A 13,603-nucleotide genomic window follows, 5' to 3' on the forward strand; every position below is an offset into this window, starting at 1 on the left:
GCCCCAGTCATGCGCCCATACTGCCTGGCCGCGCCGTCAATTGGGTGGCCGCTGCCCGCAGCCTGTGGATAACTTTAGGATCATGACCGTGCAACGACCGCCGACGTCCGTCCCCTCGAACTGGCGCGAGGACAACCGGGCCATGTGGGACGAAAGGGTCCCCATCCATGTCGCGGGTGATTTCTACGACCTCGACGGCTTCCGCGCCCGCCGGGACGTCCTGCGGGACTTCGAGACGGCCGAGGTCGGCGACGTCACCGGCAAGACCCTGCTGCACCTGCAGTGCCACCTCGGCACCGACACCCTCTCCTGGGTCCACCGCGGCGCCGCCCGCGTCGTCGGCCTGGACTTCTCCGCCCCGGCCGTGGAAGCAGCCCGCGCCCTCGCGGCCGGCCTCGGCCACGGCCCGGAGCGCGCCGCCTTCGTCACCGGCGACGTGTACGACGCGGCGCGGGCGGTGCCCGAGGCGTCGTACGACATCGTCTACACCGGGCTCGGCGCGCTGTGCTGGCTGCCCGACATCCGCCGGTGGGCCGAGACGGCCGCCTCCCTCGTGGCTCCCGGCGGCTTCCTCTACCTCGCCGAGTTCCACCCGTTCACCGACTGCCTGGACGACGCGACCGGCACCCGGATCGTGCGCGACTACTTCGCGCGCGACGCCCAGGTGTGGGACGAGCCCGGCACCTACGCCGACCTGGGCGCCGCGACGGTCCACAACCGCAGCGTGCAGTGGCAGCACACCCTCGGGGACGTGGTCTCCGCGCTCGCCGCGGCCGGGCTGCGCATCGAGTTCCTGCACGAGCACGACGTGTCGCTCTTCCCCCGCTTCGAGAACTTCGAAGTGCGCGACGGCCACCACCGGTTCCCGGCCGGTCACCCGCGTATCCCGCTGATCTACTCGCTGAAGGCCGCCAAGGGCCAGGGCGGGGGCTGAGACACCAGGGGCCGGGGCAAGGGGCCAGGGTCCAAGGGCCCATGGGTCCAAGGGCCGACCCGCGGGCGGGCGCCGGGCGGTGGCGCCGTACCGTGGAGGGCGTGTACCGGTTTCTGCTGACACCCCGCTGGTGGGGCATCAACGTCTTCGTGCTGCTCGCCATCCCGTTCTGCATCTTCATGGGATCGTGGCAGCTGAGCCGGTTCGAGGGGCGGGTGCACGACAGCCGCGCCGCGACCAAGCAGGCCGCCTCCGACCAGCGGGAGACCGCGAGGCCGCTGGACTCGATGCTGCCCGTCGACAAGGCCACCTCGGGACGCCGGGTCACCGCGCGCGGCCGCTACGGCACGCAGCTGCTGGTGCCCGGCCGGCAGGTGGGCGAGAAGAACGGCTTCTACGTCCTCACCCTGCTGCGCACCGGCTCCGGCAAGGCGCTGCCGGTGGTGCGGGGCTGGCTGCCGGGCAAGGCGGACGCGGCGAAGGCCTCGGCCCCGCCCGCCGGTGAGGTCACCGTCACCGGCGCGCTCCAGGCCTCCGAGACGCCCGGCGACAACGGCGTCAGCGCGGCCGGCGGACTCCCCGCCGGGCAGACGGCGGCGATCAGCTCGGCGTCGCTGGTGAACCTGGTGCCGTACAGGCTGTACGACGCCTGGGTCACCCTCGACAAGGCCGACTCCGGGATGAAGGCCGTGCCCGCGAGCGCCCCGGCGGGCACCGGCCTGGACCTGAAGGCCTTCCAGAACCTCGGCTACACCGGCGAGTGGTTCGTCTTCGCCGGCTTCGTGGTCTTCATGTGGTTCCGCCTGATCCGGCGCGAGGCGGAGGCGGTACGGGACGCGGAGCTGGGGCTTGTGCCCGAGGAGCCGGGAGAGCCGGAGGAGTCGCAGACCCCGGCGCCGGTGAGCGCCCCGTAGCCGGGCAGGTCTACGACCCCGCCAGCACCCCGGTGTAGTACACGGTCCCGGCGCACTCCGCCGGCACCGTCGCCGATGCCGAGGGCGAGCCGCCCTGTGCCGTGTGGGTGACCACGACGCTGCCGTCCGCCGTGCCCCCGGTGGCCGGCTGGGCGGTCGTGCCCGCCGTCGTGGCCCCCGTGGCCGAGCCGCCCGTGGCACCCGCGTTCTGGCTGGGCGTCGGGTCCGGTGTGGCGCCGCCGGTGGCCGAGCCGCCGGTCGTGGTGGTGCCGCCGGTGGTGGGACAGGTCTGCGAGGGCACGAAGGCGAACTTCTCGTCGTAGGCCGCGCCGGGCTGCAGCACCAGCCCGGAGACCTCCAGCGAGGGATCGGGCAGTCCGGTGGCCGCGTCCCCGGCCGTGTGGCGGGCGGTGGTGATCTTGGCCTGGTCGGCCGCGCCCCGGGCGGTGGGGGTGACGGTGCCGGCGCCGGCGACGCTGCAGGCGGCGGCGGAGACGTTGGCGACCTTGAAGGTGCCGTAGACGATGCCCGCGGAGTCGGGGGCGTCGGTGCTTCCGGTGGCGGAGCCGAGCTGGGCCGCCGTGCACGGCGGGACACCGCCGGCCGCCAGGGTGGGGGTCGGGCCCGCGCCGCCGGTGGAGCCGGTGGCACCGCCGCCGCTCCTGCCCTTCTCGCCGGGCCTGCCGGACTGCCTGCCCGGCTTGGTGCTCGCGGCGCCGGAGTCCTGCGTGCCGCCCGCGTCGCCGCTCCTGTCCTTGTCGTGCCCGGTGCCGCCCTGGGCCTGGGAGGACTGGCCGGCCATGGCGGTGTTGGGGTCGGCGCCGCCGGAGTCCGACACATGCACGAGGGCGGGGATCGCGGTGCCGAAGAACAGGGCCGCGGCGGCCGTCCCGACGACGGCCCGGCGCTTGCGGGCCCGCCGGGCGGGCACGGCCCGGCGCAGATGCTCCAGCGTGCCGGTGCGCGGCTCGAGGCCGTCGACGGCGGAGTGCAGCAGGCGCCGCAGGCCCAGTTCGTCCGGGCCGAGCCCCTCGAGGTCCGGGCCGAGCCCCTCGGGGTCCTTCTCGTCGGGGCCGTGGTTCACAGTTCCGTTCCCAGCGTGCGATTGCGTGTGCTCTTGCTCATGCCGCTTCGTCGGTTCGTGCCAGGCGAAGGGCTCGTGCCGTTCGTGGGAGTGACGTGCATCGGAATCGCCCCCTGCCTCTCGCTCGCTCATGCTGTCTCTCGCCCGCTCACGCCGGCGCCTCCATGGCCACCCGCAGCGCGGCGATGCCACGCGAGCCGTACGCCTTCACCGAGCCCAGGGAGATCCCGAGGGTCTCGGCGACCTGGGCCTCGGTCATGTCGGCGAAGTAGCGCAGCACGAGGACCTCGCGCTGGCGGCGCTGGAGCCCCTTCATCGCCTTGATCAGGTCCCGGCGCTCCAGCTGGTCGTAGGCGCCCTCCTCCGCGCTCGCCATGTCGGGCATCGGCTTGGAGAGAAGCTTCAGGCCGAGGATGCGCCGGCGCAGCGCGGACCGGGAGAGGTTGACGACCGTCTGGCGGAGGTAGGCGAGGGTCTTCTCGGGGTCGCGGACGCGTGCGCGCGCGGAGTGCACGCGGATGAAGGCCTCCTGGACGACGTCCTCGCAGGAGGCGGTGTCGTCGAGGAGCAGTGCGGCGAGGCCGAGCAGCGAGCGGTAGTGCGCGCGGTAGGTCTCGGTGAGGTGGTCGACGGTGGTCCCGGCGACCGCGGGCGCCGCCGCCGAGGTCTCGTCGGACCCGTCTCGCTGACCTGGGATGCGGGCGGGCCGCGCGGCGGGCATGGGCGCGATCACCGGCATGCCGCCGGGCGTGCGGGGCCGGAGCACCGCACGGGGCGGCCGGAGAGCCGCGGTGCCGCGGGCCGCGCTGAGTTCGAGTACCTCTGCCACGCCTGTTGGACGCGTCCGACCCCGCCAGGGTTGTACGCGCCGGGCGTCACATGTGCGACAACCGGCGGTGCCTCAAGTGCCGTCATGCGTCCCGCTCTTCCCTTATGTCCCATGCGACCGAAGCCTCCCCACGCCTCGGTCACGACGTCCCCGCGCCAGGATCGTTCGCCCCCCGGGCCCCGCAAGGATGACCGCAAAGACGCTCCCCGCCCTGCAAGCGGTTGCGGAGGGCGGGGAGAAGAATCCTTCGATGATCCTCTGTTGCCGTACGGCTTGGATCAAGTGGTCCGGACCATGCTCCTGGACACACTTCTTACGCAGATCCTACGAATCCTGCGAACGGCACCGGAGGCGAGTGGGTCTCAGCTGAACTCGGCGGCGACCAGCTCCGCGATCTGCGCGGTGTTCAGCGCGGCCCCCTTGCGGAGGTTGTCGCCGCACACGAACAGCTCGAGCGCGGTCGGGTCGTCCAGGGCCCGCCGCACCCGGCCCACCCAGGTCGGATCGGTGCCCACGACGTCCGCCGGGGTGGGGAACTCACCGGCGGCCGGGTCGTCGTACAGCACCACACCGGGCGCCGTCGCGAGGATCTCCCGGGCGCCGTCCACGCTCACCTCGCCCTGGAAGCGGGCATGGACGGTCAGCGAGTGCGTGGTGACCACGGGCACCCGGACACACGTCACGGCGACCGGCAGCTGGGGCAGCCCGAGGATCTTGCGGGACTCGTCGCGGACCTTCATCTCCTCCGACGACCAGCCGTCCTCCCTGAGCGATCCGGCCCACGGGACGACGTTCAGCGCGACCGGCTCCGGGAAGGGCCCGGTGTTGTCCCCGACCGCCCGCCGTACGTCACCGGGGCTGGTGCCCAGCTCGGTGCCGGCCACCAGGGACAGCTGGGCGCGCAGCGCCTCCACGCCGGCCCGCCCGGCCCCGCTCACCGCCTGGTACGACGACACCACCAGCTCGCGCAGCCCGAACTCGGCGTGCAGCGCGCCCAGGGCGACGATCATCGTCAGGGTCGTGCAGTTGGGGTTGGCCACGATCCCGCGCGGGCGGACCCGTACGGCGTGCGGGTTGACCTCGGGCACCACGAGCGGCACCTCGGGATCCAGCCGGAAGGCGGCCGAGTTGTCGACGACGACCGCACCGCGCGCGGCGGCGATCGGCGCCCACTGCGCGGCGACCTCGTCGGGGACGTCGAACACGGCGATGTCGACCCCGTCGAAGGCGTCCTCAGTCAGGGCGGCCACCTCGACCTCCTCCCCGCGCACGGCCAGCTTGCGGCCGGCCGAGCGCGGCGAGGCGATCAGGCGGATCTCGCCCCAGACGTCCGCGCGCTGGGACAGGATCTGGAGCATGACCACGCCGACGGCCCCGGTCGCTCCCACGACCGCGAGCGTCGGCTTGCCGGTCATCGTCGTACGCCTCCGTACGTCGTGGAGACGGTCATCGGCCGGTGCCGCCGTAGACGACGGCCTCGTCGGTGTCGGAGTCGAGCCCGAAGGCGGTGTGCACGGCACGGACGGCCTCGGCCACGTCGTCCTTGCGGGTGACGACCGAGATGCGGATCTCGGAGGTCGAGATCAGCTCGATGTTCACGCCGGCGTCGGACAGCGCCTCGAAGAACGAGGCCGTGACGCCCGGGTTGGTCTTCATACCCGCGCCGACCAGCGAGATCTTCCCGATCTGGTCGTCGTAGCGCAGGGAGTCGAAGCCGATGCCCGGCCGGTTCCTCTCCAGCGCGTCGATGGCCTTGCGGCCCTCGGTCTTCGGCAGCGTGAAGGAGATGTCCGTCAGGCCCGTGGAGGCGGCGGACACGTTCTGCACGACCATGTCGATGTTGATCGCCGCATCGGCGATGGTCCGGAAGATCGCCGCGGCCTCACCCGGCTTGTCCGGCACGCCGACGACCGTGATCTTGGCCTCGGAGGTGTCGTGCGCGACACCGGAGATGATGGCCTGCTCCACCTTGTGGTCCCCAATCGGCTCACTGCTGACCCACGTGCCCTGCAGCCCGCTGAAGCTGGACCGGACGTGGATCGGGATGTTGTAGCGGCGGGCGTACTCCACGCACCGGTGGAGCAGCACCTTGGACCCGGACGCGGCCAGCTCCAGCATGTCCTCGAAGGAGATCCAGTCGATCTTCTTCGCCTTCTTCACCACACGCGGGTCGGCGGTGAACACGCCGTCGACGTCCGTGTAGATCTCGCAGACCTCGGCGTCGAGCGCGGCGGCCAGCGCCACGGCGGTGGTGTCGGAACCGCCCCGCCCCAGCGTGGTGATGTCCTTCTTGTCGGCACTCACGCCCTGGAACCCGGCGACGATCGCGATGTTGCCCTTGTCGAGCGACTCGCGGATCCGGCCCGGCGTGACGTCGATGATCCGGGCTTTGTTGTGGACCGAGTCGGTGATGACGCCGGCCTGGCTGCCGGTGAAGGACTGGGCCTCGTGGCCCAGGTTTTTGATCGCCATCGCCAGCAGGGCCATGGAGATCCGCTCTCCGGCGGTCAGCAGCATGTCGAATTCACGCCCGGCAGGCATCGGAGAAACCTGCTCGGCGAGATCGATCAGCTCGTCCGTCGTGTCGCCCATCGCGGAAACGACGACGACAACCTGGTTGCCGTTCTTCTTCGCTTCCACGATCCGCTTGGCGACGCGCTTGATGCCTTCGGCATCGGCTACGGAGGAGCCTCCGTACTTCTGCACGACAAGGCCCACGTGCGCTCCTCGCTCGGTTCGTTTGTGTCGGCTCAGTCTAACGAGCGCCCGAATTCCACCACCCTGCTCCCGCATGGTGAGACATCCGCCGCCCGCGTCGGTCCTCTGCCCAGCCTCTGGCGCACCACGCGGAAAAGTGCCCCGTGTCACAGCCGCAACCGCATTAAATTTCAACGATCAAGAGCACGACATGAATGCTCATGGGGGTGCGGCATGACGGAGACACTGCTCGCGGCGACCGTCCTGCTCGGCGCGAGCGTGCAGTGGCTGACCGGGATGGGTTTCGCCCTGGTCGCCGTACCGGCCCTGGTGCTGCTGCTCGGTCCCGCCCAGGGGGTGATCCTCGCGAACTGCGCCGCGGGCGCGATCAGCGTCGTCGGCCTGGCGCGCGGCTGGCGCCGGGTCCGCCCGGCGGCGATGGTCCCGCTGTGCCTGGCGGCGGCCTGCACGGTCCCGGCGGGCGCCTGGACGACCCGTCAGCTCCCCCGCCCGGTCCTGCTGTTGACGATGGGCGCGCTGGTGACGGCGGCCGTCCTCCTGGTGCTGCGCGGCACCCGGGTCCCGGCCCTGCGAGGCGGCACGGGCGCGGTGACAGCGGGCGCGCTGGGCGGCTTCATGAACGCGGCGGCGGGGGTGGGCGGACCACCGGTGTCCCTGTACGCCCTCAACGCGGGCTGGACGGTGCGGGAGTTCGTCCCCAACGCCCAGTTCTACGGCGTGGCCGTCAACGCCTTCTCGATCGCCGCGAACGGCGCGCCCCGCCTGACGGCACCCCAGTGGGCGGTCACCGCCGCGGCCATGACGGCGGGCGCGCTCATCGGCAACGCAATCTCCACCCGCGTCCCCGAACGCCGCGCCCGCCACCTGGTCCTCCTCCTGGCCCTGGCGGGCGGTGCCACGACGATGACGAAGGGCCTGTGGGGGATGTGGCTCGGCCGCTAGGGTGCGAGTCGTGCGCGTACTTCTGGTGGGTCCGGTGGGGGACGACGAGACGGTGGCCGGGCCCCCGAGGCGCGCCCTGCGGGCGCACGGACATGACGTGACCATCGCGGACGACCGCGTACGCGGCGGGAGCGGCGCGGCATGACCGACCACAGCGTTCAGGACGCATGGCGGCAGGACGTCGAGGACTGCCTGGCCTGGAAGTCGGCGCGGCCCGAGGGCCGGGAGCGGGCGGAGGCCCTCAAGGGCGAGGCCTGGAAGGTCACGGGCCGGCTGGCCGAGCTGTACGTGTCCGCCCGGGACTCGCTCCTCGACGACCCCTGGCACGACCCGGATCTCGCCCGGCGCACAGCCCGCAGGACCAACCAGCTGATCCACTGGCTCCGGCAGGACACGCACGAGGCGGAAGGCTTCCTCGCCCCGGGCGAAGCGGCGCTGCTCGCCCTGCTCCCCTTCCTCCACCAGGTGCACCGTGCCCGCACCTCGGCCGGTCTGTCCCACGTCGACCCGACGGACCTCGGACGGCAGGCCTCGGGCGGTCCGGAGCGCCAGATGTACGAGGTGCTGCTGCGCGGACACGAACGCCTGGTCCGCCGGACCGAACTCGGCCACCTGAAGGACCGCAGGAACGGGCGGCCGGAGATCGGCTGGTGGCTGTTCGGGCAGTGGGCAGGACGCCAGCCGGGACGGCTGGGCGACCTGCTGGCGGACCTGGACGCCGATCCGGCCGGCCTCGGGGTCGTCCTCGATCCGGAACTCCTCTCCCGCCTCCTCGCCTCGGTCCACGCGCGCCCGAAGGAACTGTTCGACCCCGCCCGGCCGGAGCATCTGCGTGCCGACGCCTTCCAACTCGACTTCTACGGCCGCGACTTCCAGAGCATGCGGGAGCGGCTCGTGGGCCCGCTGTTCGCCGTGGCCCACGGCATGGCGATCGAGGTCACGCAGCTGCCGTCGGTGATCGTCCGGCACGTGGGCATCCCCGACCCCCTGGACACCGCCCGGCTCCTCACCACCGTCCGGTCCGCGTCCTGGCAGCCCAGGGGCGAGGGGCTCGGCCTGAAGGCGGGCTGCGGCCACCCGGCCGTCGCGGCGGCGCTCACCGAACACACGCACCAGCTGGAGTCGCTGCTGCGGACCGTACGGCGCGCCGGGGACCCGGCCCTGTCCGCGCTGCCGGTCTACACGGCGGCGGACGAGGTGCGGGAACTGGACGAGCAGGGCCGCGCGGTCCCGGTGGACGGGGTGATCCGCTTCCGCCTCGACGAGGAACGCGTCCAGGAACTCCTCATGGGCGAGAACCTCTACCGCGACCGCTCCCTCGCCATCCGCGAGCTGTACCAGAACGCGCTGGACGCCTGCCGCTACCGCAGGGCCCGCACCCAGGCCCGCGAGTCCTTCAGCAGCTACGAGGGCCGGATCGACTTCGTCCAGGGCTACGACCGGCAGGAGGGCCGGCACTACCTCGAGTGCCGCGACAACGGCGTGGGCATGGACGAGGTCACGCTGTCGGAGGTCTTCGCCCAGGCCGGGGTCCGCTTCACGGACCTCCCCCGCTACCAGGAGGAACACCGGGAGTGGCACTCCCGGGGCATCACCATCCATCCCAACAGCCGTTTCGGCATCGGCGTGCTGAGCTACTTCATGCTCGCCGACGAGGTGCGGGTGACGACCTGTCACATGGATGCCCGAGGCGGCAGCCCGCGCGAACTCACCGTCCTGATCAGCGGCCCGGGTCACTACTTCCGCGTACGTTCCACCGGCCGCCCGGGGACGATCGGCACGACGGTCCGGCTCTATCTGCGCGACGCGGACCAGGCGCCGTCGTGCGTGGCCGTGCTGCGGCGGCTGCTGGGCATCTCGGAGTTCCGGACGACGGCGGTGCAGGGGACGCAGTCGGCGCAGTGGACGCCCGGGGTGCTGCTGCCCCGCAGGGGCGGCGGGCGCTCCAGCAGCCTGGAGGCCCACGGCGAGTTGCTCGCGGCCCCCGAGACGGCGGACGGCCAGGTCGTCTGGTGCGAGCGTGGCGGAGCTGTCCTGGTCGACGGGATCTTCACCGAGCCGCGGGTGCGCCGGGGGGTGCTGGCCGACCCGAAGGAACACCGCGGACTGCGTGGTGTGGTCGTGAACCTGATGGGGGAAAGCAGGCCCAAGCGGCTGTCCGTCGACCGTACGGAGATCCTGGACGAGGACGTGTGCGCGACGGTGGAGCGGCTCGTCATAGCCGCCCTGCCGGTCCTCCTCGAGTCCGGCAGCGGTCTGCTGAACGCGCGCTGGCTGGCCGAGATCGCCGACCAGAACCCCCGGCTCGCCGACATCGTGACCGAGGCGGCCGGAGCGGCCGGCTGCGAACTGGAACTGCACGGCCGGCCGGCGCCGGTCGCGGTTGCCGGGTTCTACCCTCCGGATGCCGAGATCGTCCGTGATCCGTCCGACGACTGGCCCCGCCCGGACCGGGCCGCGGACAACGAGGATCCCGACGACAGCACAGTGCTGTGGCGGCTGCTGGCCCACCGTCCCCACGCCGACCTGGCCGCGCTGACCCGGCTCGTGCCGGAACTCGACGAGGTGGCGAGCGTACTGCCCGCCCTGCCGTCGGATGTTCTCCTGCGCAACCGGTCCATCAGGAGTCTGAGCACACAGCACATCCCGCCAGGACACGTGCTCTCCATCGCGGAGTCCCTGGGGAAGCCCTACGCCGACGTACGGACGCGGATGAAAGAGCTGCGCCTGGAGCCACCGCAGCCACGCGACAGCCGGTCCCCGGGTGACGAGACCGACCTGGCCCTGCTCAGCGAGTCCCTGCGAGCCTCGTCGGGCGTGTGGCTCCACCCCCGGTGGCCGGTCCCGCCGGGCCACCTCGTCGCCGCCCACTTCGAACTGGACATCAGTGTGCGCGAGGCCGCGCGGCGACTGCGGGCGTTCGGCTTCACCGTCCCGGAACCGGAGCCGTCGGCGGACAACCCGGACGACCGGATGCCACGACTGCTCAGCAGAGATCTGGACGGCAAGAACTGGCTCGTCGCCGGTGACACCGTGCCGCCCGCCCATCTGGTCCAGGCCCACTTCGAACTCGGCCTGAGTGTTGAGGAAGCCGCCAGGTGGCTTCGCGCGTACGGCCTCTGCGTCCCCGAAACGGGTCCGAAGGCGAACGCCCCTGGCCCTCATACCCTGCGGCTGCTCAGCAGCAGACTGGCCGGGTCATCGGGGCTGGACCCGAGGAGTCCGGTACCGGTCCGCCATGTGTTCCATGCCGCCGCGGCCCTGGGCCGTTCCGTCCCCGAGGTGATCGGGGAACTGCAGGACTACGGATTCCAGCTCACCCCCGGATTCACGTTCGACCGCAGGATCGGCGATCTGCTCGGGAAGGCGGAGGAGTTCGGGTGGGAGGCACACCACTGGGAAACGGTGGAGGGCGACGGCTCCGTACCCCCGGGCCTCTTGGCGAGCGTCGCGGCCGCCCGGGGTACGTCCCTGCGTGAACTCGGCTCATGGATCGCCGACTTGGGTTTGAGACCTCCCGACTCACTGCCCGAGCGAGCGGATGCCGCGGACGGCGTGATCCTCGACCACCAGCACGTCGGCAGGGGAACGCCTCTCTGGATCAGGCCGGGCAGCCGGATCAGCCCGCTTCACGTGGCCTTGGCCGCACTCAGCACCAGGATGTCCCCGCGGGACGTGGTGTCCCGGCTCCGGTCCTACGGTATCGCCACCCCGACGGCGCCATTCCCCGAGGAGGCCGAGCCGTACGACCCGAAGATTCTCCGCCCCCTACGGGGTGGCCCGGCCCTGTCTCCGCAACGGCCCGTGCCGGTCGGCCACGTGGTCAACGCTTCGGCCAGGCTCCGCATATCGCCTCGCCACGTGGTGGGCCGGCTCGCCCAGTACGGCCTGGCCACACCGCTCGACCACGCTCCGCAGGAGCCGGGACGGTACGACACGGAGCTGGTCCGCGTGGGCGACGGCTTCGGAAACGGCAACGGCTACCTGTCCTGGGACGAGCCAGTACCTCTGCACCACCTCGTCGCCGTCACGTCATACGTGAGCATGGACGTGGCCGAAGCCCGCGCACGACTCACGGCATTCGGCTTCCGGGTCCCCGAGTTCGACCCGGACAGCATCGACGACATCGACCGCGCCCTGTGCACGGGCAGGTCGGGAACACCCGTCCTGCTCAGAAAGCCGGTCCCGGACTTCCTCGCCCTCGCCCGCGCCACACCGCTGCCGACCGACGAACTCCTCGACCGCCTCACCCGCCTCGGCGCGAACCTCCAGCGCGTCACCGACGCCGTCCGCGCCGCCCTCCCCCACGTCCCCGGCCTCGTCATGAAGCCCGGAGCCGGGGAGTGATCCGGAGCCGCTACTTGCCCTGCCGCATCCCCAGCGGGCCGCCGATCTCCTCCGCCATGACCCGGCCCGCCTCGAACTCCAGCGTCTCGTCGCCCATCGTGGCCTGGTCGGTGTCGAGGCCGTCCAGTTCCTCCAGGGGCTGGTTGAGGCGGACGTGGATGAGGACCGACTGGAGGGCGCGCAGGACGGCGGAGGCCGTGGGGCCCCAGTTGGAGAAGTAGGAGAACTGCCACCACCACAGGGCCTCCGTGGTGCGGCCGGCGCGGTAGTGGGCCATGCCGTGGCGCAGGTCGGTGATCACGTCGGCCAGATCGTCGGAGACACGGGCCGGGACCGGGGCCTTGCGGGGCTCGTAGGGGTCGAAGACCTCCGAGTACACGTCCACCGGCTCCAGGAGGCGGGCCAGGTTTTCGCGGAGTCCGTCGACGTCCGGCTCCGGGCCCGGGTCGGGCTCGTAGCGCTCGTCGGGGACGATGTCCTCGTGCGCGCCCAGGCGGCCGCCGGCCAGCAGGAGCTGGGAGACCTCCAGGAGGAGGAAGGGCACGGTCGAGCCGGGCTCGTCGCCCCTCGCCACCTCCGTGACGGCCACCAGGAAGCTCTCGATCTGGTCCGCGATCTGGACCACGAAATCGTCCGGGTTCTGAGCGGTCGCGTGCAGTGTGGCGTCAGACATCTAGAAGTCGTCTCCCCTCGAAGGCGCGGCCGAGGGTCACCTCGTCCGCGTATTCCAGGTCGCCGCCCACCGGGAGGCCGCTGGCCAGGCGGGTGACCTTCAGGCCCATGGGTTTGATCATCCGGGCGAGGTAGGTCGCGGTGGCCTCGCCCTCCAGGTTCGGGTCCGTCGCCAGGATCAGTTCCGTGACCGTCCCGTCGGCCAACCGCGCGAGAAGTTCTCGTATACGCAGGTCGTCGGGACCGACACCCTCGATCGGGCTGATGGCGCCGCCCAGGACGTGGTAGCGGCCGCGGAATTCGCGGGTGCGCTCGATCGCCACCACGTCCTTCGGCTCCTCCACCACGCAGATGACCGACGGGTCGCGGCGCGGGTCACGGCAGATGTTGCACAGCTCCTCCTGTGCCACGTTGCCGCAGGTCGCGCAGAAGCGGACCTTCGCCTTCACCTCCAGCAGGGCCTGGGCGAGGCGCTTCACGTCCGTCGGTTCCGCCTGCAGGATGTGGAAGGCGATCCGCTGCGCGCTCTTGGGACCGACGCCGGGCAGCCGCCCCAGCTCGTCGATGAGGTCCTGGACCACGCCTTCGTACACCGGACTGCCCTTCCTTAAGACCTTTCGGTACGTACCGTAGTTGGCCCGGGCTCAGAACGGCAGACCGGGGATGCCCGTGCCGCCGCCGAGACCCTGGGCGAGCGGGCCGAGCTTTTGCTGCTGGAGCGTCTGCGCGTTCTCGTTGGCCGCCTGTACGGCCGCCACGATCAGGTCGGCGAGGGTCTCGGTGTCCTCCGGGTCGACCGCCTTCGGGTCGATCTTCAGTGCGCGCAGCTCACCGGAGCCGGTCACCGTGGCCCTCACCAGACCGCCGCCCGCCTGCCCGTCGACCTCCGTGTTCGCCAGTTCCTCCTGCGCCCGCTGCAGGTCCTGCTGCATCTTCTGGGCCTGCTGGAGCAACTGCTGCATGTTGGGCTGGCCACCACCGGGAAACACGATCAGCTCCTCTGTGTCCTTCTCGGATTTCTCCGCTGTGCATGAGCCTACGTGGTCCACGCGCCCGTCGCCGCGCCACTCTTTCGAGTGAGAAGTGCAGCAGGCCTATACCTGATCAAGGCCCTCTTCCGAGCGGAAAAGCCGGGAAAGGTACCTCTCGGCCACCCATTGGGC

General features: G+C 71.6%; 12 protein-coding genes. 5 read left to right on the forward strand and 7 right to left on the reverse strand.

What is annotated here, in order from left to right; translation table 11 throughout:
* The first annotated feature begins 82 nt into the window (after positions 1-82).
* A complete protein-coding gene (locus A6P39_RS20620) occupies positions 83-934 on the forward strand; it encodes a class I SAM-dependent methyltransferase (protein WP_234379092.1) in 852 nt (283 codons plus the stop codon).
* 101 nt (positions 935-1,035) lie between these two features.
* Positions 1,036-1,848, forward strand: a complete 813-nt coding sequence (locus A6P39_RS20625) for an SURF1 family protein (RefSeq protein WP_199840916.1) — start codon at positions 1,036-1,038, stop codon at positions 1,846-1,848.
* A gap of 10 nt (positions 1,849-1,858) precedes the next feature.
* On the opposite strand, the gene A6P39_RS20630 is transcribed toward A6P39_RS20625, so the two are convergent.
* The 4 genes from A6P39_RS20630 to A6P39_RS20645 form a co-directional block, all read right to left on the reverse strand.
* Complete coding sequence (locus A6P39_RS20630) at positions 1,859-2,932, reverse strand: hypothetical protein (RefSeq protein ID WP_067051623.1); 1,074 nt, start codon at positions 2,930-2,932, stop codon at positions 1,859-1,861.
* Between the two features lie 148 nt (positions 2,933-3,080).
* The gene (locus A6P39_RS20635) at positions 3,081-3,761 is read right to left on the reverse strand and encodes a SigE family RNA polymerase sigma factor (protein ID WP_275883882.1); all 681 of its coding nucleotides are present in this window, start codon (positions 3,759-3,761) and stop codon (positions 3,081-3,083) included.
* 362 nt (positions 3,762-4,123) lie between these two features.
* Positions 4,124-5,176 (reverse strand): aspartate-semialdehyde dehydrogenase, encoded by a 1,053-nt coding sequence (locus A6P39_RS20640; RefSeq protein ID WP_067055366.1) that lies wholly within the window; start codon positions 5,174-5,176, stop codon positions 4,124-4,126.
* 31 nt (positions 5,177-5,207) lie between these two features.
* On the reverse strand, positions 5,208-6,479 hold the full coding sequence (locus tag A6P39_RS20645) for an aspartate kinase (protein WP_067055363.1): 1,272 nt from the start codon (positions 6,477-6,479) through the stop codon (positions 5,208-5,210).
* A gap of 213 nt (positions 6,480-6,692) precedes the next feature.
* On the opposite strand from A6P39_RS20645, the gene A6P39_RS20650 reads away from it, so the two are divergent.
* Genes A6P39_RS20650 through A6P39_RS20660 form a run of 3 tightly spaced genes read left to right on the forward strand, consistent with a single transcriptional unit; the run spans position 6,693 to position 11,768 of the window.
* Positions 6,693-7,421 (forward strand): sulfite exporter TauE/SafE family protein, encoded by a 729-nt coding sequence (locus A6P39_RS20650; protein WP_107304530.1) that lies wholly within the window; start codon positions 6,693-6,695, stop codon positions 7,419-7,421.
* A gap of 10 nt (positions 7,422-7,431) precedes the next feature.
* Positions 7,432-7,566, forward strand: a complete 135-nt coding sequence (locus A6P39_RS20655; protein WP_267893395.1) for a hypothetical protein — start codon at positions 7,432-7,434, stop codon at positions 7,564-7,566.
* A complete protein-coding gene (locus A6P39_RS20660) occupies positions 7,563-11,768 on the forward strand; it encodes a wHTH domain-containing protein (protein ID WP_067055360.1) in 4,206 nt (1,401 codons plus the stop codon). Before A6P39_RS20655 ends, A6P39_RS20660 begins: the two co-directional genes overlap by 4 nt.
* Positions 11,769-11,778: 10 nt before the next feature.
* On the opposite strand, the gene A6P39_RS20665 is transcribed toward A6P39_RS20660, so the two are convergent.
* Genes A6P39_RS20665 through A6P39_RS20675 form a run of 3 tightly spaced genes read right to left on the reverse strand, consistent with a single transcriptional unit; the run spans position 11,779 to position 13,429 of the window.
* Positions 11,779-12,441 carry a DUF5063 domain-containing protein gene (locus A6P39_RS20665; protein ID WP_067055357.1) on the reverse strand — a complete coding sequence of 221 codons (663 nt, stop codon included), beginning with the start codon at positions 12,439-12,441 and terminating at the stop codon, positions 11,779-11,781.
* Positions 12,434-13,033: a recombination mediator RecR gene (recR, locus tag A6P39_RS20670; protein WP_031164801.1), complete on the reverse strand. Its 600-nt coding sequence runs from the start codon at positions 13,031-13,033 to the stop codon at positions 12,434-12,436. The genes A6P39_RS20665 and recR overlap by 8 nt, the downstream gene beginning before the upstream one ends.
* Positions 13,034-13,084: 51 nt before the next feature.
* Positions 13,085-13,429 carry a YbaB/EbfC family nucleoid-associated protein gene (locus A6P39_RS20675; RefSeq protein ID WP_067055354.1) on the reverse strand — a complete coding sequence of 115 codons (345 nt, stop codon included), beginning with the start codon at positions 13,427-13,429 and terminating at the stop codon, positions 13,085-13,087.
* Positions 13,430-13,603 lie beyond the last annotated feature (174 nt).

The organism is Streptomyces sp. FXJ1.172, assembly GCF_001636945.3.
Classification (GTDB): domain Bacteria; phylum Actinomycetota; class Actinomycetes; order Streptomycetales; family Streptomycetaceae; genus Streptomyces.